This window comes from Sphingomonas glacialis (assembly GCF_006439055.1).
Taxonomy (GTDB): Bacteria; Pseudomonadota; Alphaproteobacteria; order Sphingomonadales; family Sphingomonadaceae; genus Sphingomonas; species Sphingomonas glacialis_A.
Genome location: NZ_RCZC01000001.1, coordinates 161,540 through 182,749, shown reverse-complemented (window position 1 = coordinate 182,749; position 21,210 = coordinate 161,540). Strand labels below are relative to the sequence as shown.

General features: G+C 69.1%; 21 protein-coding genes and 1 other RNA gene. 12 read left to right on the top strand and 10 right to left on the bottom strand.

Annotated features, from left to right (window positions below):
- Positions 1-75: 75 nt before the first annotated feature.
- The 3 genes from nudC to EAH76_RS00860 are packed head-to-tail and all read right to left on the bottom strand — an operon-like array spanning position 76 to position 3,348.
- On the bottom strand, positions 76-939 hold the full coding sequence (gene nudC / locus EAH76_RS00870; RefSeq protein WP_431357969.1) for an NAD(+) diphosphatase: 864 nt from the start codon (positions 937-939) through the stop codon (positions 76-78).
- A gap of 13 nt (positions 940-952) precedes the next feature.
- On the bottom strand, positions 953-2,311 hold the full coding sequence (locus tag EAH76_RS00865; protein WP_140846812.1) for a serine hydrolase domain-containing protein: 1,359 nt from the start codon (positions 2,309-2,311) through the stop codon (positions 953-955).
- Positions 2,305-3,348 (bottom strand): A/G-specific adenine glycosylase, encoded by a 1,044-nt coding sequence (locus EAH76_RS00860; RefSeq protein ID WP_431357959.1) that lies wholly within the window; start codon positions 3,346-3,348, stop codon positions 2,305-2,307. Before EAH76_RS00860 ends, EAH76_RS00865 begins: the two co-directional genes overlap by 7 nt.
- A gap of 14 nt (positions 3,349-3,362) precedes the next feature.
- Here EAH76_RS00860 and EAH76_RS00855 point away from each other — a divergent pair, with 14 nt between their 5' ends.
- The 4 genes from EAH76_RS00855 (at position 3,363) to EAH76_RS00840 (ending at position 8,921) form a co-directional block, all read left to right on the top strand.
- Complete coding sequence (locus EAH76_RS00855) at positions 3,363-3,899, top strand: DUF721 domain-containing protein (RefSeq protein WP_140846811.1); 537 nt, start codon at positions 3,363-3,365, stop codon at positions 3,897-3,899.
- Complete coding sequence (locus EAH76_RS00850; RefSeq protein ID WP_241659483.1) at positions 3,899-4,612, top strand: thioredoxin domain-containing protein; 714 nt, start codon at positions 3,899-3,901, stop codon at positions 4,610-4,612. Before EAH76_RS00855 ends, EAH76_RS00850 begins: the two co-directional genes overlap by 1 nt.
- 23 nt (positions 4,613-4,635) lie before the next feature.
- A complete protein-coding gene (locus tag EAH76_RS00845) occupies positions 4,636-5,382 on the top strand; it encodes a thioredoxin domain-containing protein (protein ID WP_140846808.1) in 747 nt (248 codons plus the stop codon).
- 137 nt (positions 5,383-5,519) lie between these two features.
- The gene (locus EAH76_RS00840) at positions 5,520-8,921 is read left to right on the top strand and encodes a chromosome segregation SMC family protein (protein WP_140846806.1); all 3,402 of its coding nucleotides are present in this window, start codon (positions 5,520-5,522) and stop codon (positions 8,919-8,921) included.
- 5 nt (positions 8,922-8,926) lie between these two features.
- Here EAH76_RS00840 and EAH76_RS00835 read toward each other — a convergent pair whose 3' ends face one another.
- The gene (locus EAH76_RS00835) at positions 8,927-9,232 is read right to left on the bottom strand and encodes a hypothetical protein (RefSeq protein WP_140846804.1); all 306 of its coding nucleotides are present in this window, start codon (positions 9,230-9,232) and stop codon (positions 8,927-8,929) included.
- Between the two features lie 143 nt (positions 9,233-9,375).
- Between EAH76_RS00835 and EAH76_RS00830 the strand changes: the two genes are divergently transcribed.
- Positions 9,376-9,795 (top strand): hypothetical protein, encoded by a 420-nt coding sequence (locus tag EAH76_RS00830; RefSeq protein ID WP_194150917.1) that lies wholly within the window; start codon positions 9,376-9,378, stop codon positions 9,793-9,795.
- Here EAH76_RS00830 and EAH76_RS00825 read toward each other — a convergent pair.
- Positions 9,773-10,072, bottom strand: a complete 300-nt coding sequence (locus EAH76_RS00825; RefSeq protein ID WP_140846802.1) for a putative quinol monooxygenase — start codon at positions 10,070-10,072, stop codon at positions 9,773-9,775. The two genes, EAH76_RS00830 and EAH76_RS00825, sit on opposite strands and share 23 nt — an antisense overlap.
- Positions 10,073-10,213: 141 nt before the next feature.
- Between EAH76_RS00825 and EAH76_RS00820 the strand changes: the two genes are divergently transcribed.
- A complete protein-coding gene (locus EAH76_RS00820) occupies positions 10,214-11,464 on the top strand; it encodes a putative DNA modification/repair radical SAM protein (RefSeq protein WP_140846800.1) in 1,251 nt (416 codons plus the stop codon).
- A gap of 10 nt (positions 11,465-11,474) precedes the next feature.
- On the top strand, positions 11,475-12,863 hold the full coding sequence (locus EAH76_RS00815; RefSeq protein WP_140846798.1) for a UdgX family uracil-DNA binding protein: 1,389 nt from the start codon (positions 11,475-11,477) through the stop codon (positions 12,861-12,863).
- Between the two features lie 9 nt (positions 12,864-12,872).
- Here EAH76_RS00815 and dinB read toward each other — a convergent pair whose 3' ends face one another.
- Entirely contained in the window at positions 12,873-13,967 is a 1,095-nt protein-coding gene (gene dinB / locus EAH76_RS00810; protein ID WP_140846796.1) for a DNA polymerase IV, read from the bottom strand.
- Between the two features lie 70 nt (positions 13,968-14,037).
- Positions 14,038-14,382, bottom strand: a transfer-messenger RNA (tmRNA) gene (ssrA, locus tag EAH76_RS00805).
- A gap of 106 nt (positions 14,383-14,488) precedes the next feature.
- Between ssrA and EAH76_RS00800 the strand changes: the two genes are divergently transcribed.
- Positions 14,489-14,920, top strand: coding sequence for an RrF2 family transcriptional regulator (locus EAH76_RS00800; protein WP_140846794.1), 432 nt, complete (start codon positions 14,489-14,491; stop codon positions 14,918-14,920).
- A gap of 118 nt (positions 14,921-15,038) precedes the next feature.
- Here EAH76_RS00800 and mscL read toward each other — a convergent pair whose 3' ends face one another.
- Positions 15,039-15,467: a large conductance mechanosensitive channel protein MscL gene (mscL, locus tag EAH76_RS00795; RefSeq protein WP_140846791.1), complete on the bottom strand. Its 429-nt coding sequence runs from the start codon at positions 15,465-15,467 to the stop codon at positions 15,039-15,041.
- Positions 15,468-15,551: 84 nt separating this feature from the next.
- Between mscL and EAH76_RS00790 the strand changes: the two genes are divergently transcribed.
- Genes EAH76_RS00790 through EAH76_RS00775 form a run of 4 tightly spaced genes read left to right on the top strand, consistent with a single transcriptional unit; the run spans position 15,552 to position 18,228 of the window.
- Positions 15,552-16,136 (top strand): LemA family protein, encoded by a 585-nt coding sequence (locus tag EAH76_RS00790; RefSeq protein WP_140846790.1) that lies wholly within the window; start codon positions 15,552-15,554, stop codon positions 16,134-16,136.
- Positions 16,137-16,169: 33 nt separating this feature from the next.
- A complete protein-coding gene (locus tag EAH76_RS00785) occupies positions 16,170-17,036 on the top strand; it encodes a TPM domain-containing protein (RefSeq protein ID WP_140846788.1) in 867 nt (288 codons plus the stop codon).
- Complete coding sequence (locus EAH76_RS00780; protein WP_140846786.1) at positions 17,036-17,719, top strand: TPM domain-containing protein; 684 nt, start codon at positions 17,036-17,038, stop codon at positions 17,717-17,719. The genes EAH76_RS00785 and EAH76_RS00780 overlap by 1 nt, the downstream gene beginning before the upstream one ends.
- The gene (locus EAH76_RS00775) at positions 17,716-18,228 is read left to right on the top strand and encodes an NUDIX hydrolase (protein ID WP_140846784.1); all 513 of its coding nucleotides are present in this window, start codon (positions 17,716-17,718) and stop codon (positions 18,226-18,228) included. The genes EAH76_RS00780 and EAH76_RS00775 overlap by 4 nt, the downstream gene beginning before the upstream one ends.
- A 77-nt stretch (positions 18,229-18,305) precedes the next feature.
- Here EAH76_RS00775 and EAH76_RS00770 read toward each other — a convergent pair whose 3' ends face one another.
- Together EAH76_RS00770 and hrpB are read right to left on the bottom strand one after the other, a co-directional pair.
- Entirely contained in the window at positions 18,306-18,587 is a 282-nt protein-coding gene (locus tag EAH76_RS00770; protein ID WP_140846782.1) for an ETC complex I subunit, read from the bottom strand.
- A gap of 9 nt (positions 18,588-18,596) precedes the next feature.
- Entirely contained in the window at positions 18,597-21,137 is a 2,541-nt protein-coding gene (gene hrpB / locus EAH76_RS00765) for an ATP-dependent helicase HrpB (protein ID WP_140846781.1), read from the bottom strand.
- Positions 21,138-21,210 lie beyond the last annotated feature (73 nt).

Genomic DNA, 21,210 nt, shown 5'->3' with positions numbered 1-21,210 from the left:
GGGGATACGGTGTCGGCCTGACCGATCAGCTTGGGCCATCTTCGGCGGCATGAACGATGGCCGCCCTGGAGCCCGCTACCCCTCGGCCCAGGCCTTCAGCAGCGTATACGCGATCGCATAAGGCGGCGGCAAGAACGGCCCAGCCTCGCCCGCCAGTACCGCGCGCACCACGTCGCGCGACACCCAGATCGCATCCTCCAGTTCGTTGGTGTCGAGCGTGATTGCGTCGTTCTCGGCGACGCCGACGCAGGCGATCATCAGCGAGGAGGGGAAGGGCCAGGGCTGGCTGGCAATGTAGCGCACGTCGGTCACGCGTACGCCCGCCTCCTCCATGATCTCGCGCGCGACGGCTTCCTCGATCGACTCGCCGGGCTCGAGGAACCCCGCCAGCGCCGAGTAGCGGCCCGGCGGGAACGCCGGCTGGCGACCGAGCAGCGCGCGGCCGTCATGTTCTGCGATCATGATCACCACCGGGTCGACGCGCGGGAAGTGTTCCGCCTTGCAATTGGGGCAGGCGCGGCCCCAGCCGGCGCGGAACATCGCGGTCTGGTGCCCGCAATTGGCGCAGAACTGGTGGCGGCTGTGCCAGTCGAGCACCGAGCGCGCCGCGGCATAGGTCGCCGCCTCGCCCGGCGCGAACTGGTCGAGCAAAGCGAACAGCCGCGGCGAGCGCCCGGCGGGCGCGCGCATTCCCGGCAGGTACGCCGCGAAATGCGGGCGGCGCGACTCGTCGAAGCCGAGCAGGATCAGCTCGGCCTCCTCGGGCGTCTCGGCGAGCGAGGACCAGCCGAGCCGGCCCTCGCCATCGAGCTCGGGCTCGAACCGGTCGAGCCGCAGCACGCGCGCGCGCCAATCGCTGCGCGCAGCGGCGAGCCCCTCGGGATCGTGGCGCAGCGTATCGGCGCGGTCGAGCAGACCGCCGGTAAAGCCTGGAGACATCACGCTGTGCCGATCACTTCCGCAGGAGGTAGGGGGCGAGGTCGGCGTAGACCGCCTTAGTCGATTCGGCGCGCAGCGGCCATTTGTCGCCCGGCAGGTAATTGACCATGATCGTCGCGCGGACCTGGTTGACCGGATCGACCCAGGCGATCGTGCCCGCGGCGCCGCCCCAGCCATAGGTGCCCTTGGCCGGGCCGCCGGGCACGTCGTTGAGCGTCACCGAGCCGCCCGCGCCGAACCCTTGCGGGTTGGTCGTCCCGCCGGTCGCCGAGACCGCGCCGGGATAGATCACCCCGGTCGGCAGCAGGTTCGACATGGCGAGCTTGGCGGTGGCGGGCTTGAGGATGCGCACGCCGTCGAGCGTCCCGCCGTTCTGCAGCATGTGCAGGAAGCGGTCGTAATCGCCCGCCGAGGTGACGAGCCCGGCGCCGCCATACGGGAAGCTCGGCTTCTGGAGATAGACCGAGGTCGCGCCGGGATCGAGCGGGACGCGATTGTTGCCGGCGATGAAATAGCCCGTCGCGAGGCGGCGCGCTTCGGACGCGGGGACCTGGAAATAGCTCGAGTTCATCTTGAGCGGGGTGAAGATGCGCTGCTGGAGGAAGCCGTCGAACGACTGGCCCGAGGCGACTTCGATCACGCGGCCCAGCACGTCGAGGCCGATCGAATAGCTCCATTTGGTGCCGGGCTCGGCGATCAGCGGGAGCGTGGCGACCTTGTTCGCGAACGCCTCGAGCGTCGCGGGGCGCTTGAGGCGGAGCTGCGCTTCGGTCTTGGCGTCGGAGGTGAAGGGGGTGATGCCGGCGTCTTCATACGCTTTCAGCAGCGGGCCCTTGGTGATGATCGTATAGCCGAGCCCGGCGGTGTGGGTGAGCAGGTTGCGGATCGTGATCGGCTTGGTCGCGGGGCGCGTTTCGAGCGAATCTGGGCTGATCTGGACGCGCATGGTCTTGAACGCCGGGATGAAGTCGCTGACCGGCTGGTCGAGGCGCATCTTGCCCTCTTCGATCAGGATCATCGCGGCCATCGCGGTGATCGGCTTGGTCATCGAATAAACGCGCCACAGGCTGTCCTGGTCGGTCGCGGGGGCGCCGGGTTCGTCGCCGATCTTGCCCGCCGCCACGACCATCGCAGGGGCATCGCCGCGACCGAACACGCCGACCACGCCGGGGAACTGGTTCGCCGCGACGTCGCCGCTGAACAGCGCCTGCGTGCGGGGGAGGGCTCCAGCCGTGGCGGGTGCGGGGGCAGGTGCTGCGGCCGGGGCCGGACGGAGGACGGGTTGCGGCTGCGCCATCTGCTGCGCGATCGCCGTGCCACCTGCAGCGACGAGCAATCCTGCCGCCGCGAACTTGAACCGCAATGCTACCATCTTGCCCTCCTGATGGCGTCCGCCGCCTTGGCGAACACCGTCGGCAGGCCCGCCGAGTCGATCCCGGTCTCGTCCCACCATTCGCCGTCCGCGGCATGCCCATCCACGCGCGCGACCGCAAGCGACAGTTTGAGCCGGAAGTGGGTGAAGACATGTGCGACGGTTTGGGGGAGCAGCTGCCAATCGGCGGGGAGCGGCGGGTCGGCGAGGCCGGGTGGCGTGTCGGCCCAGGGCCCGGTCGGCAGCGCGCGCATGCCGCCGAGCAAGCCGCGCGGCGGACGGCGGACGAGCAGGACCTTGCCGTCGTGCTGCGCCCAGAAAATCGTGCCGTGGCGCTGCGGCTTGGCGAGCTTCGCCGCCTTGATCGGGAAGCCCTCGGGATGGCCGAGCCGGTAGCCCTCGCACACCGACGACAGCGGACAGGCGAGGCAGCGCGGGCTCCGGGGCGTGCAGACCGACGATCCGAGGTCCATCATCGCCTGCGCGAAATCGCCCGATCGCGTGTCGGGGGTGATCTGGTCGGTCGCCGCGCGCACTTCGGGCATTCCGCCCGGAAGCGGCCGTTCGATCGCGAACAGCCGCGCGACGACGCGCGCGACATTGGCATCGACCACCACAGCACGCTCCCCAAAAGCGATCGCGGCGATCGCGGCGGCGGTGTAGGCACCGACACCGGGCAGCGCTCGCAGGCCGTCTTCTGTCGTCGGGAAATCGCCCAGTGCGACGACGGCGCGGGCGCAGGCGTGGAGGTTGCGGGCGCGGGCATAATAACCGAGCCCTGCCCATGCCGCCATCAGATCGGCCTCGGGCGCGGCGGCGAGCGCCTCGACGCTCGGCCAGCGAGCCACGAACGCTTCGAACTTGGGCCGCACCGCGGCGACCGTCGTCTGCTGGAGCATGATCTCCGACAGCCACACACGATACGGATCGGGCGCATTGCTGCCCGGCGCGGCGCGCCACGGCAGCTCCCTCGCGTGGCTATCGTACCAATCGAGCAGGAGTTTTGCGGGCGGGGCGGAAGGACGCTTGGCGGACACGGCCCCGCTATGGCATGGACGACGCAATGAGCAAGCGCGCCACTCCAGCACCCGCCGCCGAGCGCCCCCGCGGCGGCCGTGCGCGCTCGGTCGCCGAGCTGCTGCCCGATGCCGGGCGCGCCGCGTTTCGACGCTTCGGCTTCGTCCAGAGCGCCGTCGTCAGCCGCTGGAGCGAGATCGTCGGCCCGCGCTATGCCGGCGTGTCGTCGCCCGAATCGATCAAATTCCCGCATGGCGAGCGCATCGGCGGCACGCTCAACTTGGTCGTGCGCGGCGCGCATGCGACGATGATGCAGCATATCGCGCCCGAGATCATCGAGCGGGTCAACCGCTTCTTCGGCTATGCCGCGGTCGCCAAGGTGCAGTTCCGCCAGGGCGACGTGCCCGTGCCGCGCCCGCGCGCCGCGCCGCCGTCGCTCAAGCCCGTGCCGGTCGATCTCGGCGCGAGCCTGCGGACGATCGCCGATCCCGAATTGAAGGCGGTGCTCGAGGCTTTGGCGGCGGGTGTCGCGGCGACGCGCGGGGCGCCGAGCGTGAGTGGAGACGAATGATGCGGGTTGGGTTGGCGGCGCTGGCGATGGGCGCCGCTCTGGTTTCGAGCGCGCAGGCTGCGCCGCAAAAGAAGACGCCGGTGGTGGCGCGCAGCGCCTGGTTGCAGACGGTCGTCGCGACGCCCGAGGGCGGGGTGCGGATGGGCAACCCGGCGGCGAAGGTCAAACTCATCGAGTTCGGCTCGCGGACCTGCCCGCTCTGCGCGCGGTTCGACGTCGAGGGCCTTCCGGCGCTCAAGACCGGCTATATCGCGAGCGGGCAGGTCTCCTATGAATTCCGCGATTTTCCCGTGCACGGCGCGCTCGATCTCGGGCCGATCCTGCTCGGCCAGTGCGTCCCGACGCGCGCGTTCTTCCCAATCCTCGATGCGATGATGGCCAACCAGAAGACGCTGGTCGGGCGCAGCGACGCGATCCCCGATGCCAAGCAGAAGGAATTACAGACCGCGACGCCCAACGCGATCGCGACCTATCTTGCCGGGTTCTACGGTTATACCGACTTCGTGGTGAAGCATGGCCTGCCGCTCGCCAAGGCCAATGCGTGCCTCGCGGATCGCAAGAAGGTCGATACGCTCGTCGCGCGCGCTGATGCCGCGAGCAAGGCCTATGCGGTGGCCGGCACGCCGACCTTCGTGCTGAACGGCGCGGCGCAAGCCAATGTGTACGACTGGGCGACGCTCGAGCCGCTGCTGCGCGCCGCTGTCGCCAAATGATCTTTCTGACTAGGAGCCTATCGATGACCCCTCGTATTCTGTTGTCGGCGGTTGCCGCGCTGTCGCTTGCCGCGTGCGGCGGAACCGGCACGAGCTCGGACAGCAACGTCGCCGCATCGGCACCGGTTGCCGCCAAGCCTGCGCCCACCGGGCAGAACTGGACCGAAACCGTCGTCAAGACGCCCGACGGCGGCTATCGCATGGGCAACCCCGATGCTGCAATCAAGCTGGTCGAATATGGCTCGCGTACGTGCCCGACCTGCGGCGCGTTCGGCCAGACCGGCCAGAAGCCGCTGACCGACAATTACGTCTCGACCGGCAAGGTCTCTTACGAGTTCCGCGATTACCTGGTCCACGGCCAGCCCGATTTCGCGCCGAGCCTGCTCGGCCGCTGCGTCGGCACCGCGACCTTCTTCCCGCTGCTCGAAGCGATGTACATGGCGCAGCCGCAGTTCGAGGCGAAACTCGCCGATCAGGCTGCGACCACCGCGCTCCAGACGCAGCTGCAGGGCAAGACCCCGAACGAGGCGGCCGCCGCCTGGGGCGACTATCTCGGCTATGTCGAGTTCGTGAAGCAGCGCGGCATCCCCGAGGCCAAGGCGCGCGCGTGCATCGCCGACAAGGCGGCGCTCGACGAGATCATCGGCATGATGAGCAAGGGCGACGGCGCGGCGGTGACGGGCACGCCGACCTTCATCATCAACGGCGCGAAGGTCGACGGCGTGAGCTGGCCTGACGTCGAGGCAGCGCTCAAGCGCGCCGGCGCGTAACGTTGGCGGGCGTGGGGGCGCTCGGTGAACGCTTAAGCCCCTCCCCTTCAGGGGAGGGGTTGGGGTGGGGCCGTAACGGGCACCGACCGGAGTCACTTCCCCACCCCCAGCCCCTCCCCTAAAGGGGAGGGGAGTATATGCAGATCAAGCGGCTCCGTCTGTCGGGCTTCAAGAGCTTCGTCGACGCGGCCGATCTGCGGATCGAGCCGGGGCTGACCGGCATCGTCGGGCCAAACGGCTGCGGCAAATCGAACCTGCTCGAGGCGCTACGCTGGACGATGGGCGAGACGTCCGCGCGGTCGCTGCGCGGCGCGGGGATGGACGACGTCATCTTCGCCGGCACCAACACGCGCCCTGCGCGCGACTTCGCCGAAGTGTCGATGCTGATCGAGGCAGAAGGCGAGGAAAGCGAAGTCGTCCGCCGGATCGAGCGGGGGGCGGGCTCTGCCTACCGGATCGACGGGCGCGACGTGCGCGCGAAGGACGTGGCGTTGCTGTTCGCCGACTCCGCGACGGGCGCGCATTCGCCCGCGCTCGTCAGCCAGGGACGGATCGGCGCGATCATTGCCGCCAAGCCGCAGGAACGCCGCGCGATGCTCGAGGAAGCCGCGGGCATCGCCGGGCTGCACGTCCGCCGCAAGGATGCCGAGCAGAAGCTGCGCGCGACCGAGGCCAATCTGACGCGGCTCGACGAATTGATCGCCGAACAGGACGGCCGCGCCAACGCGCTGCGGCGGCAGGCGCGGCAGGCCGAACGCTACCGCGCGCTCTCCGACCAGATCCGCATCGCTGAGGCCCGGATGATCTTCGCGCGCTGGCGCGATGCGCAGGCGGCGGCGGATGCGGCGAAGGCCGAGGCGGTGGCGTGCGAAGCGAGCGTCGTCGCCGCCGCGGAGGCGCAACGCGGCGCCGCGGCCTATGCACTGGCCGCGACCGACGCATTGGCGCAAGCGCGTGGCGCGGCGCAGGCGTTGCGCGAGGCGGCGAGCGAAGCGGGGCATCGGCTCGGCGGGTTGCGTGGCGAACAGGCGGCGGCGGTGCAGCGGACGCAGGAGCTCGCGGCGGCGCGGTTGCGGCTCGCCGATGATCGCGCACGCGAAGGCTCGCTGGCGAGCGATGCCGCCGAGGCGATCGCGCGGCTGGCGGACGAGACCAAGCGGCTCGACGGAGCGCTCGCCGAAGCGATTGCGCGCGTGCCCGAGCTCGAAACGCGGCTGAGCGAGGCCGAACGCGCCGGGCGCGACGCCGAGGTCGCGCTCGCCCAAGCGCTCGCCGCGCAGGCGACCGAGGCGGCCGACGCGCGTGTCGCCGATGCGGCGCTGTCGGCGGCGCGGGCGCGCGCCGAACGCAGTGCGCGCGATCTCGCGCGCGTTACCGCCGAGGCCGCTGCCCTTGGCGATGCCGCACCCTTGATCGCCCAGCGCGCCGAGGCCGTGGCGGCGCGCGCCCAAGCGCTCGATGATGGCGAGGATGCGCGCACCGCGCTGACGCGCGCCGATGCCGACGAACGCGGCAGCATATCGCAACGCGACGGCGCGCAGGCGGCGCGGGCGACCGCGCATGCCGATCTCGCCGCGCTCGACAGCGAAGCGGCGGCGCTGACCAAGGCGACCAAGCGCGACGGCCGCGACCGCCTGCTCGACCAGGTCCAGCCCGAGCCGGGCTATGAGCGCGCACTCGCCGCAGCGCTTGGCGACGATCTCGAAGCCGGACTCGATCCGGCGGGGGAGCGGCACTGGGCCGGCGCCGCGGTGGTGCCGGGCGATCCGCCGCCGCCGGCGGGAACGGTGCCGCTCGGGCAGCATGTCGTGGCCCCGGCGGCGCTCGCGCGGCGGCTGGCGCAAGTCATGGTGGTCGATAGCGATGACGGCGCCGCGCTCGCGGTCGGGCAACGGCTGGTGACGCTTGGTGGCGTGCTGCGGCGGTGGGACGGCTATGTCGCCAAGTCGGGCGGCGCGGCGGCGGCCGAACGGCTCGAGCGGATCAACCGGCTGCGCGCGATCATCGCGCTGCGTCCGGCGGCGGCGCTGGCGGTCGAGGTGGCGGACGCCGAGCTCGCGCGGATCGCCACGACGATCGCCGACGCGCGCGCTGCAGCGGTTGCGGCGCGGCGTACGCTGGAAAGCGCCGAAACCCGTGCGCGCGAAGCAGCCCGCGCGGAAGACCGGGCGACTGCGGCGATCGAGCGGATCGAGGGGCAGCGCGCGGACCTGGCCGCGCGGCGCGCGCGGATCGATGCCGAGCATGACGAGGCGGGGGCAGAGGTGGCGCGCGCGACCGCGGTTCACGCGGCGCTCCCCGACGGCAGCGCAACGCGCGAGCGCGTCCGTACCCTGTCCGCCGAAGCCGAGGCGCGGCGCAGCGCGATCGCGACCGCGCGCGCCGATCGCGCCGGGATCGACCGCGATGTCGCGAGTGCGCGCGAGCGGCTCGCGGCGATGGCGGCCGAAGCGAAGGGCTGGCGGACGCGCGCGGGCGAGGCGGCGCGGCGGATCGCCGAGATGGACAAGCGCGATGGCGAGCTAGCCGTTGAAGCCGAGGCTTTGATCGGCCGACCCGAGGCGCTTGCGGCGGAAGTCGCGGCGCTCGAACGCTCGCACACCGCCGCGCGCGCCGAAGCCGAGGACGCAGCAGTGACCGAGCGCGCCGCCGAAGCGACGCTACGCGACACCGAAGCGCGCGCGGCAGCGGCGGCGGAAGCGCTGGCGCAAGCGCGAGAGGCGCGCGCTGGCGCGACGGCACGCGCGGAAAACCAGGAATTGCGCCGCGTCGAGATGAATCGGCTGGCGGGCGAGCGCTTTCAATGCCCCTCGGTGCTGCTCCCCGAGCGCGTCGGATTCGATGGTGCCACGGTGCGCAGCCCCGCCGAGGAATCGGGGAGCCACGAAAAGCTGATGCTCGACCGCGATCGCATCGGCCCGGTCAATCTCGTCGCCGAGACCGAGCTCGCCGAACTCGAAGCGGCAAGCTCGGGCAATGCGGCCGAGCGCGAGGAACTGGGTCTGGCCGTCAACCGGCTGCGCGGATCGATCGGCACGCTCAACCGCGAGGGCCGGCAGCGCTTGCTCGCGGCGTTCGAGGCGGTCGATGGGCATTTTCGCCGACTGTTCACGACGCTGTTCAACGGCGGCAGCGCGCATCTCGAACTGATCGATTCGGACGATCCGCTCGAGGCGGGACTCGAGATCATGGCGCAGCCACCGGGCAAGAAGCTCCAGTCGCTGACGTTGCTATCGGGTGGGGAGCAGGCGCTGACCGCGGTCGCGCTGATCTTCGGGCTGTTTCTGACCAACCCGGCGCCGATCTGCGTGCTCGACGAGGTCGATGCGCCGCTCGACGATGCCAATATCGAGCGCTTCTGCGGGCTGCTCGACGCGATGACGCGCGAGACGCAGACGCGCTACCTGATCGTCACGCACAATGCCGTGACGATGAGCCGGATGCACCGGCTGTTCGGGGTGACGATGGTCGAGCAAGGCGTCAGCCGCCTCGTCTCGGTAGATCTCGGCGGCGCGGAAAGCCTCCTCGCCGCCGAGTAGTCGGATCAGCAGCCGTTGCGACGGTTCTGCGCAGCGTCGTGACGCTTGTCGAGATGCTTGCCGAGCAACGCACCGCCGACGCCGCCGGCAACCGTGCCGAGCACGCCGCCGCCGAGTGCGTTACCGGCGAGCGCACCACCGGCACCACCGACGAGCAGGCCGGTCGTTCCCGACGAACGGCGGCAGTTATAGTGGCGGCTCGACTTGCCATAATAACGGTGCTTGCGCGCTTCGGCCTTGTCGGTCGGGAGGGCCATCGTCGCCGGAATGACGAGCGAGGCGGCGGCAAGCGATAGGAAGAGATGGCGCATGATCGAGATACCCTTTTATGATTGAGCCAGCGAAACGTTCCAGGGCGGTGCAAGTTGCATCGCCTCCGGAACGTCGGGTTTCGCCCATATCTGCTTAACCTCGGTTGACTATGCTGTGGACGATGAGTCGTCAGGGGAAGACAATGAACGATCCGGATCTGCCGACCAGAACGACGGTCGGTCTGTGGGCGTGCGATCTGGTGACCGAGGAATTGACCTGGAGCGACGGCGTCTATCATCTTTTCGGCGTGCCGTGCGGCAGCGTGCCCGACCGCGCGCGCGCCGCGGCCTGCTATACGCCGGCCTCGCGCGTCGCGCTCGAATGCCTGCGCGTCGCCGCGATCCGCGACAAGACCGGCTTCGCGCTCGACGCCGAGATCGAGACCGCGACGGGCTCGCGCTGGATCCGGATCGTCGCGCAAGTCGAATGCGTCGATGGCAAGGCGACGCGGCTGGTCGGCTCGAAGAGCGACGTGACGCACGAGAAGCGGCTGGGATTGGGGCTCGAGCTGGGGTTGCAGGCGGGCGAGCGGCCTTCGCTTACGTCCTGCGCGGTTCCGTGACGTCATAGACCCGCAGGTCGCGATCCCCGATGCCGAGGTCGGGCCACGCCGCACGCCATTCGGCAATATGGGCGGAGGCGAAGTGGCGATCCAGAGCGACCTGGTCGGTCCACAGCTCCTTCACGTGGATGAGGCCGGGGTCGAACACATCTTGTGCATAACCATACTCGACGCAGCCGTCTTCCGACCGACTGGCAGACACCATGCGCTGCATGATCGGGCGAGCGGCGTCCATCTTGTGGGGCGGTAGGCGGAGGGTTCCGACGATCAGCAACATTGGATGAGCGTATCGACAGGACTGCCCGGTGGAAAGAGCGGGTCGGCGACCGATGTAGCCGCGCCACGAACCAGATGCCTCTCCGGCTCCCCCAGGATTAGGCGGGTTGCGCGCCCGCAGTTCGGAACATATATCGAACACATGGCTCAACTCGACGTCCAGCAAAAGCTCGCAATCCTCGCCGACGCCGCCAAATATGATGCGTCCTGCGCCTCCTCGGGCTCGGTCAAACGCACGTCGCGCGACGGGAAGGGGGTCGGCTCGACCGACCAGGGGATGGGGATCTGCCATGCCTATGCGCCCGATGGCCGCTGCATTTCGCTGCTGAAGATCCTGCTGACCAACAGCTGCATCTTCGACTGCCATTATTGCATCAACCGCAAGAGCTCGAACGTGCGGCGCGCGCGCTTCACCGCGGCGGAGGTGGTGCGCCTCACGCTGTCCTTCTACCGGCGCAATTATATCGAGGGGCTGTTCCTTTCGTCGGGGATCATCGGATCGTCGAACTATACGATGGAGCAGATGGTCAAGGTCGCGCGCAGCCTGCGCGAGGATCATGATTTCCGCGGTTATATCCATTTGAAGACGATCCCCGACGCCGATCCCGAGCTCGTCCATCAGGCCGGCCTCCATGCCGATCGCCTATCGATCAATGTCGAGCTGCCGACCGTCGCCGGGCTGACGCGGCTCGCGCCCGAAAAGTCGGCGGCGCGGATCGAGGGCGCGATGGGCGACACCAAGACCGCGATCCTCGACACGGGCGATGCCAAGAAGCGCTTCAAATCGGCGCCGCGCTTTGCGCCCGCCGGGCAATCGACGCAGATGATCGTCGGGGCAGATGCGGCGACCGATGGCGATATCGTCACCAAGGCCTCGACGCTGTACGACCGTTTCGGCCTGCGCCGCGTCTATTATTCAGCGTTCAGCCCGATCCCCGATGCGAGCGCGGTGCTCCCGCTGCAACGCCCGCCGCTGATGCGCGAGCACCGGCTATATCAGTCCGACTGGCTGATGCGCTTCTACGATTACACCCCGGCCGATGTCGTCGCCGCGGCCGATGCGACGACGGGGATGCTCCCGCTTGATATCGATCCCAAGCTCGCCTGGGCGCTCAAGTTCCGCGGGTCGTTCCCGGTCGACGTCAATCGCGCGCCGCGCGAGGCGTTGCTGCGCGTGCCGGGGTTGGGGGTGAAGGCGGTCACTGCCATCCTCGCGGCGCGGCGCTGGCGGCGGCTGCATCTCGCCGATGTCGCGCGGCTGACGGTGTCGGTCGCCAAGGTACGGCCGTTCCTGATCGCCGAGGATTGGCGACCGGTCGCGCTCAGTGATCGTGCCGATTTGCGGCCGGTGGTTGCACCCAAGATCCAGCAATTGGAGTTGTTCGCGGCATAAGGGGAGCTTGATGCACGCGATAACTCTTGCCGAACCCGATGATTTCGACGGCTGGCGCGATGCCGCGCGCAGCCTTGCCGCGGCTGGTGTCGCTCCGGAAGATGTCGTCTGGCAGGGGGCGGGCAGCCCGACCGACCTGTTCGCCGCGACTGCCGACACGACGGTGCCGACCGGGCCGGCCTTCGCGGTGCCGCGCGCGTTCATCGAGCTGGCGAAGAAGGTGGTGCTCCACAGCGATCCCGAGCGCTTCGCCTTGCTCTACACGCTGCTCGCGCGGATCCGGGTGCAGCCGGGCGCGATCGAGGATCACGCCGATCCGTTGCTGCGGCGGCTCGAGCATCTCGCGCAAGAGGTGCGCAAGGATATCCACAAGATGCGCGCCTTCTTGCGCTTCCGCGAAGTCGACGAGGGCGGCACGGCGCGCTTCGTCGCCTGGTTCGAGCCCGAGCATCATATCGTGCGTGCCAATGCCGGCTTCTTCCTCGATCGCTTCGCGAGCATGCGCTGGTCGATCCTCACGCCTGAGCTGTCGCTGCACTGGGACGGCGAGACGCTCGCCGAAGGCCCCGGCGCCGCAAAGAGCGATGCGCCTGACGGCGACCCGATCGAGGAGGTGTGGAAGACCTATTACGCCTCGATCTTCAACCCGGCGCGCTTGAAGATCGGCGCGATGCTGAAGGAGATGCCGCGCAAATATTGGAAGAACATGCCCGAGACTGCGCTGGTGCCCGGGCTGATCGCGGGCGCGCAGGCGCGCGAGAGCGGGATGATGGCGACGGCGCAGACCAAGCGCGACGTGGGCGACAATATCGACGCGGCCTGGGCGGCGCTGCGCGACGAGGCGGCGGGCTGCACGCGCTGTTCGCTCTACCGCCCCGCGACGCAGACGGTGTTCGGCGAGGGGCCGGTCGATGCCAGCCTGATGTTCGTCGGCGAGCAGCCGGGTGACCAGGAGGATCTGGCGGGAAAGCCGTTCGTCGGGCCGGCGGGGCAGGTGTTCGACCGTGCGCTGGCGGCGGCGGGGATCGAGCGGTCGAGCGTCTACGTCACCAACGCGGTCAAGCATTTCAAGTTCGAGCCGCGCGGCAAGCGGCGCATCCACGCCAAACCAGACGCCGGCGAGATCGACGCTTGCCGCTGGTGGGTCGAGCAGGAGCAGTTGCTGGTGCGCCCGCAGCTGACGGTGGCGCTCGGCGCGACCGCGGCGCGTAGCCTTTTCAAGCGCGTCGTGACGATCGGCAAGGAGCGCGGGCGCGCGCTGACGCTGCCCGGTGGGGGCGAGGCGTGGATCACGGTGCATCCGAGCTATTTGCTGCGCATTCCCGATCGCGCGCAGGCAGATGCCGAATATGCGCGGTTCGTCGAGGATCTGCAGCGGGTCGGAGAGCGGGTGGCGTAGCGCCGTCGCTCACAATGGCAGCGTCGCCTGCTCGGTCGCTTCCTCGCCATCGTGAATTCCCGACAGCGTCAGCCCCAGCAGCCGCACCCCGAGCGGAACGGGAAGCTGCGCATCGAGCAACTCGCGTCCGCCCGCGATGAAGCTCTCCCGGTCGAACGCGCCGCGACTGAGCGAACGCGCGCGCGTAATCGTCCGGAAATCCGAGAAACGCAGCTTGAGCGTCACCGTCCGCCCGCGCACGCCGTGGCGCTCGATCCGCACCAGCGCCGCCTCTGCGACACGGTCGAGCGCGGCGTGGAGGTCGGCGGGGGACGCGATATCGCTCTCGAAGGTGCGCTCGGCGCCGACCGACTTGGTCGCGCGGTTGCTGCGCACCGGGCGATGGTCGATCCCGCGCGCCGCGCCGTAGAGATAGTCGGCATAACTGCCGAAATGCGCGTGGAGGAAGGCGAGCGGCTGCTCGAGCAGATCGGCGCCGGTCTCGATCCCGAGCGCCGCCATGCGCGTCGCGGTCACCGGACCGACGCCGTGGAAGCGCTTGACCGGCAGGCTCGCGACGAACGCCGCGCCGCGCGCGGGCGGGATGACGCAGATGCCGTCGGGCTTGTTCTGGTCCGAGGCGAGCTTGGCGATGAACTTGTTGTAGCTCACCCCCGCCGAGGCGGTGAGCCGCGTCTCGGTCTTGATCCGGGCGCGGATCTGCTCGGCGATCGCCTTGGCCGAGCCGAGATTGTGCCGGTCCTCGGTCACATCGAGATACGCCTCGTCGAGGGAGAGCGGTTCGATCTGGTCGGTATAATCGGCGAAGATCGCGCGGATCTGCTGTGAGATCGCGCCATAGACGTCGAAGCGCGGCGGCACGAACACGAGGTCGGGGCAGCGCCGCAGCGCGGTGACCGACGGCATCGCCGAACGCACGCCGAAGGTCCGCGCCTCGTAGCTCGCCGCCGCGACGACACCGCGCGCCCGCGATCCGCCGACCGCGACGGGGCGGCCCCGCAAGCTCGGATCATCGCGCTGTTCGACCGACGCATAGAAGGCATCCATGTCGATATGGATGATCTTGCGCTGTTGGGGCGGGGGGGCGTCTTCGGAGTCGGCCATGCTTCGCGGAACGCTACTCGCCGAAGAGATAGGTGGGGAGCTTCTGTTGCTCGGTGCCCCCCGGACCGCCGGTGTCCGCTTCTGTTGCCCGGTGCGGCTCGGACCGCGCTTTTAACTTAGTAACTTAGACCGTTAGGCCTTAGTGTTACGCAGCAATCGCGAGTGCATGGTTATCGTTTGCACTTGTGGTTATGAGCCTTGAACAGGTTACTCAGCCTGGGCAAAAACAGCGCCTTTCAATACACGTCGATCCTAGTTCGACCCCGTCATAACCCCTCTGGAGAGAGGGGGTGTGGTGGAGTCGCCGGGTACTGCCCCCGGGTCCGCTGCATCTATTCTACGCCGCACTTTATCACCATAGCCGGGCAAGCCCGGCACGAACGATATAGGCATGTTACAGCGCTATGAAAAGGGCCGGTCGCGCAGCGGTGAAAAGAGCCGCGCGCAACGCGATGAAAAGGCCCGGTTTGACACCTTCCGCCTTTCACTCGCCACAAATCGGGTGCATGGGGTATAGTATCATGTTGACGCAACGTTCCCGCTACGCGCTTCGCGCGATGATGTTCCTGGCCGAAGCCCCCGCCGGAAGCCCCCCGATCCCGATGAACCGCATCGCCGCCGAGGCGAACGTTCCGCGCAAGTTTCTCGAGCTGATCCTCGCCGATCTGCGCGAGGCGGGGTTCCTCCACAGCCATCGCGGCAAGATGGGCGGTTACTGCCTGTCGCGCCCGCCGCATTTGATTTCGCTCGGCGAGATCATCCGTGTGATCGAGGGGCCGCTTGCGCTGGTGCCGTGCGTCAGCCGTACCGCGTACCGCTCGTGCAAGGATTGCAAGGACGAGGCGACCTGCGCGATCCGCCACGCGATGATGCGCGTGCGCGACGAGACTGCGCGGATTTTGGATGGCACCAGCTTGGCGGATGCGACCGCCGAGGAACTGGTCGCGGCCTGACTTGCTCCCCTCCCCTTCAGGGGAGGGGCTGGGGGTGGGGCGGAGTCTCACCGAGACCTGCCCGTGCTTGGACGTCCCCACCCCAACCCCTCCCCTGAAGGGGAGGGGCTATCGGCCATCACCGCCGGCGCAGCTCGTCGCGAATCTCGCGCAGCAGCGTGACGTCGGTCGGCTCGACCGGCTCGGCGATCACCTCGGGCGCCTTGGGCATCAGCCGGTTCACCGCACGCACGATCAGGAAAATGATGAACGCGACGATCAGGAAGTTCACCGCCGCGGTGACGAACGCGCCATAGCCGAACAGCGGCACGCCGGCCTTTTTCAGCGCGGCATAATCGGACGATCCGGCGAGCGCCGGCGGCACTTTCCCCAGCACGACGAAGTAGCTCGAAAAATCGAGTCCGCCGAAGATCTTGCCGATGATCGGCATGATCACGTCGTCGGTCAGCGAGGTCACGATCTTGCCGAACGCCGTACCGATGATCACCGCAACGGCGAGATCGAGCACGTTCCCCCGGGCGATGAATGCCTTGAACTCCTTGAACATCACACGCGCCCTTCCGATTTCATTTCGCGAGGCCACCGTACCCGGCTATCATGGTGACGCAAGATCTGAAGGGATCCCTACGACATGAAGTACCGCACTCCGCTCGTTCTCCTCGGCGCCGTCACCTTGGCCGGCTGCGGGCTCAACAGCGTTCCGACCGCGGAAGAGAATGCCAAGGCCAAATGGGCCGATGTCGAGAATTACTATCAGCGCCGCGCCGATCTCATCCCCAACCTCGTCTCGACGGTGAAGGCCGCCGGCGCGCAGGAGAAGTCGATCCTCGTCGAAGTGACCCAGGCACGCGCCTCGGCGTCGCAGGTCAAGGTGTCGGGTGCCGATCTTAGCGATCCGGCGAAGGTCGCCAGCTACGAGAAGGCGCAGGCCGGTGTGACGATGTCGCTCCAGCGCCTCCAGGAAGCCTATCCCGAGCTCAAGTCGCAGGGCAATTACGCCACGCTGATGACGCAGCTCGAGGGCACCGAGAACCGCATCTCGACTGCGCGCCACGATTATAACGACGCGGTGCAATCGTATAACACGACGATCCGCACCTTCCCCGACGCGATCGGCGCGAAGGTGTTCTACGGCGCGAAGCCGCTGGTCCCGTTCAAGGCGACCAGCGCGGGCGCGGAAGAGGCACCGGCGGTCAATTTCGGCAACACCAACTAAAATAACCGGGCCGAAGGCCCCGAAGGCGATTTGATGCCGATGCGCCTGATTCAGGCCTTGCTTGCGACGTTGGTCGCGCTGCTGCTGGGGCTCGTCCCCGCAGCAGCGCAGACTTATCCGAAGTTCACCGGGCTGGTGGTCGATGCCGCCAATGTATTGCCGGAGGCGACCAAGGACGATCTCACGGCCAAGCTCGAGGCGCTGCAGAAGGACACCAAGCGACAATTGGTCGTCGCGACGATCCCCGATCTGCAGGGGCGCGAGCTGTCCGAATATGGCGTCGGGCTGGGGCGTGCCTGGGGCGTCGGGCTCAAGGACGTCAATAATGGCGCGATCCTGATGATCGCGCCGAACGAGGCCGCCGGCCATCGCGGCCCGCGGCTCGAAGTCGGCTATGGGCTCGAACCCTTCCTGACCGACGCCTTTTCGGGCGTGATGATCCGCGAGAAGATGCTGCCGCTGCTCAAGAAGCAGCCGAGCGACATTCCCGGCGCTATGGAGGCGGGCACCGATGCCGTGATCGCGCAACTGCGCGCATCGCCCGAGGAGCAGAAGGCCAATCTCGACAAAGCCGCAGCCTCGTTCGATGCCACGCAAAAGCGCAGCAGCGCGAAAGGTGGCGGCATTCCGTTCGGCCTGATCTTCTGGGGCCTCGTGATCGGCTTCGTCATCCTGTCGAGCCTGCGCCGGCGCGGCGGCGGGCAGCAATATAATGACGGGGTCGGATCTGCGGTGCTGTGGGGCGCGATGCTCGGCGGGCTAGGCGGCGGGGACTCGCGCCGCGACTCCGGCTGGGGCGGCGGTGGTGGCGGCGGTTCCGACGGGAGTTGGGGCGGCGGTGGCTTCACCGGCGGTGGCGGCGGATCCTTTGGGGGCGGTGGCGCCTCGGGAGACTGGTAATGCCGCGCACTGCCCATCTGACCGCGGACGACCATGCGCTCGTCCTCGCCGCGGTGAAGGCCGCCGAGGCGGGGACCGACGGCGAGATCGTCACGATCGTCAGCGAACGCTCGGATAAGTATCGCGATGCCGCGTTGCATTATGCGGTGGCGGCGATGCTGCTCGTCGTCGCGCTGTTCGCGATCGACCCGCTGGCGATCGAGCGCTGGCTCGGGGGTTTGTCGGGTGAGTGGGATGCGCCGGCCGATCCGCGCCTGCTGCTGTCGGCGTTGCTCGTGGTCGAGGCGATCGTCTTCCTGATCGTCCGCTATGCGCTGGGCAATGCGGCGTGGCGGATCGCCTTGGTGCCGAAGGCGACGCGCGCGCGGCGCGTGCGGCGTCGTGCGATCCAATATTTCAAGGTCGGCGCCGAGCGGCGTACCGCGGCACGCGTCGGCATCCTGCTGTATCTCTCGCGTGACGAGCGCATGGCGGAAATCGTCGCCGATGAAGCGATCCACCGTGCGGTCCCGGCCGAACGCTGGGGCGCGGCGATGGCGGCTTTGGTCGCCGAATCGCGCGCCGGGCGACCCGCCGCGGGCATGGCTGCGGCGGTCGAGCAGATCGGCGTGATCCTCTCGGAAACCTTCCCCAAGACCGCCGACGACCGCAACGAACTTCCCGACAGGCTGATCGAAGTATGACCGCAGAGACGGTGTGGGACGGCAAGTTCATCAAGGTCATCAAAGACGGAACCTGGGAATATGTCGCGCGGGCCCGCGGGATCGGCGCCGCGGTCATCCTGGCGATCGACGATGGTGCGGTGATCCTGGTCGAGCAATATCGCGTGCCGCTCGGGCGGCGCTGTCTCGAATTGCCGGCTGGCCTGGTCGGCGATGAAACCGAGGGCGAGAGCATCCACACCTCCGCTGCGCGCGAGTTGGAGGAAGAAACCGGTTATGCCGCGGCCGAGATCGAATCGATCGGCTTCTTCCATTCGTCGCCGGGGATGGTGTCCGAAGGCTTTACGCTCGTCCGCGCGACAGGGCTGACCAAGGTGAGCGCCGGCGGCGGTGTTGACGGTGAAAACATCACCGTGCACCGCGTTCCGCTCGGCGAGATCGCCGCGTTCGTCGCCGCCAAGCGCAGCGAGGGTGTCGCGATCGACGTGAAGATGCTGCTGTTGCTCAGCGGCGGAATTCTGACGGGCTGATCCGCGACGCAGCGGCTGCATCGCAGCCGTGGCGACGGAGCGCTACGCTACGGTACAGCTGTGCGGACCGACCGCAATCAGCGAAAATTGTCGGCGTAGCTCTGCAGCTTGAGCGTGCGGGTCGGCGCGGGCACGACGGTGAAGGCGAGGCCCTCGCGCTCGGCATAAGCGATCGCGGCTTCCTGCGTCGGGAAGCTCAGCCGCACCTGGTCGCGCGTATCGCCCGAGCCGGCCCAGCCGGTGAGCGGGTCGGGCTGCTTGGCCTCTGCGGGGGCGAAATCGAGCACCCAGCTGGTGGTGCGGGCACGGCCCGACGACATGGCGTTCTTGGGGCGCTGATAGATTCGGGCGATCGACATGGGGTCTCCTTATCGTGCTTCTTGGCGCCGCGCATCTGCGTTTTTCGTGCGCAGTGTCGCAGAGGCTGCGGCGGGGTCGTCGGGCCAGGGGTGGCGCGGGTAGCGGCCGCGCATTTCCTTGGCGACGGCCGACCAGCTTCCGGCCCAGAAGCCGGGCAGGTCGCGCGTCGTCTGGATCGGCCGCCCGCCGGGCGAGGTGAGGCTCAGCACCAGCGCGACGCGCCCGCCCGCGATCATCGGATGCGTCGCGAGCCCGAACAGCGTCTGCGGGCGCAAGTCGACGCGTGGGCCGCCCTCGGCGTCATAGTCGATCGGATGGCTCGATCCCGCCGGGCTGGTGAAGTGCGTTGGGGCGAGGCGGTCGATCGTCTTCAACGCGTCCCAGCCGATGAGCGTGCGCAAGGCTTCGGTCAGCGCGCCGGGGTCGATCGCGTCGAGGCGGCGCTTTCCGGCGAGCAGCGGGGCGAGCCATTCGTCGGCACGCTCGAGCAGGGCTGCATCGTCGAGCGCGAGTTCGGCGCCGCCATGCTCCTGCGCGAAGGCGGCGCGGTGGCGCAGCGCGAGCGCGGCGTCGCTCCACGGCAGGCGTGCGAGGCCGGTTGCGTGGATGCCTTGGAGGAGCGCAGCGGCGATCGCCTCGGGGTCGGCGTTCGCATCGGGGCCGCTCGACAGTCGCAGCGATCCCAGGCGGCGCTCCCGCAATGCGCGGATGCCGCCGGTCGCGGGGTCGAAGCTGACCGTGCGATGCGTCGCGATCCGGTCGCCGAACAGCGACTCGATCGTCGCGAGGTCGAACGCGGCGGCCGACAGGATCCGCGCGCCCGACGCCATGCCCTGCATCTCGGCGACGGCGAGCCATTCCTCGCGCGCGAGGCTGGTTGTCGGATCGAGCTTGAAGCCGCGTCCGCCGACCGACGCCCAGGTTTCGCCCGAGCTGTCGCGGCGGCGCGCGATTCGGTCGGGGAAGGCGAGGGCGATGGCGACAGCCGTCTCCCTCTCCCCTTCAGGGGAGAGGGCCGGGGAGAGGGGAACGCTGCCGCGAGCGCTCGGTTTGGGGCGGGCGTCCCCCTCTCCCCGACCCTCTCCCCGGAGGGGAGAGGGAGAGAGTGTGGCCCAACGCTTCGCCAATTTCCGCCCGGCCTCAGCCCGTGGCCCACGTTCGCTGCGCCAGCGGCGGCGCCGTGTCTCGAGGTCGACATCGCTCCCGCCAAGCCCGCGCTCGCCGAGCAGCACCGCCACCTCGGCCGCCACGTCGGCCAGCCCGAGCCCCCCGGCGCGCACCAGCATATGCCCGAGCCGCGGTGCGAGCGGCAGCCGTGCGATCGCCTGGCCGTGCGGCGTCGGGCGGCCATCCTCGTCGAGCGCGTCGAGCGCCGACAGTCGCGCGCGGGCTTCCTGCACCGCGGCCTCGGGCGGCGCGTCGAGCCAGCGCAACTGCCGCGGATCGGCGACGCCCCACAGCGCGCAGTCGAGCGTCAGGGCGGACAGATCGGCCTCGAGGATCTCGGGCGGATCGAAGCGCGGGAGCCCGGCGGTCGCAGCCTCCTCCCACAGCCGATACGCGACCCCCGGGGTCTGGCGCGCGGCACGTCCGGCGCGCTGGGTCACTGCCGCCTGGCTCGCGCGTTCGGTGACGAGCCGCGTCATCCCCGCCGCGCGATCGTAGCGCGGACGGCGCGCGAGTCCCGAATCGACCACCACCGCTATGCCGTCGAGCGTCAGGCTGGTCTCGGCGATCGAGGTCGCGAGCACGATCTTGCGCCGCCCCGCGCCGTCAGGCGCAATCGCCGCGCGTTGGGCGCTCGGGTCGAGGCTGCCATGCAGCTTATGGAGCACGATGCCCTCGCCGAGCCCGTCGAGCCGCTCGGCAGTCCGCTCGATTTCGGCGACGCCCGGCAGAAACGCGAGGATCCCGCCGCTCTCCTCGCGCAAGGCGAGCCGCACCGCGGCGGCGACCGAATCCTCGATCCGCGCCTCGGCCGCGCGCCCGAGATGGCGCAGCGTCAGCGGGTGCATCCGCCCGGCGCTCTCGATCACCGGCGCGCCGTCCATCAGCCCCGAAAAGCGCGTGCCGTCGAGCGTTGCCGACATCGCGAGCAGCCGCAGATCGGGCCGCAGCCCGGCCTGCGCATCGAGCGCGAGCGCGAGCCCGAAATCGCTGTCGAGGCTGCGCTCGTGCACCTCGTCGAATAGCACCGCCGACACGCCCGCGAGTTCGGGATCGTGCTGGATGCGCGCGACGAAAATGCCCTCGGTCACGACGGTGACGCGCGTCGCCGCCGAGCGTTTCGAATCCATCCGTGTGGCATAGCCGTAAGTGCGCCCGACCGGTTCGCCGGCGGTCGCCGCCATCCGCTCGGCTGCTGCCCGCGCGGCGAGGCGGCGCGGGGAGAGCAGCAGGATCTCGCCGCTGCACCACGCCTGGTCGAGCAGGGCAGGGGCGACCGCGGTCGTCTTGCCCGCGCCGGGCGGTGCGACGAGCACCGCGTTGCTGGTGTCGCGCAACGTCGCGAGCAGAGCGGGCAGGACAGCGAGGATCGGCAGCGTCATGGCAACCGACGCACACGGAAAGGGGGAACGAAAGCGACCACGATGCACCGCGCTGTGCCCGATCGTGCGACGC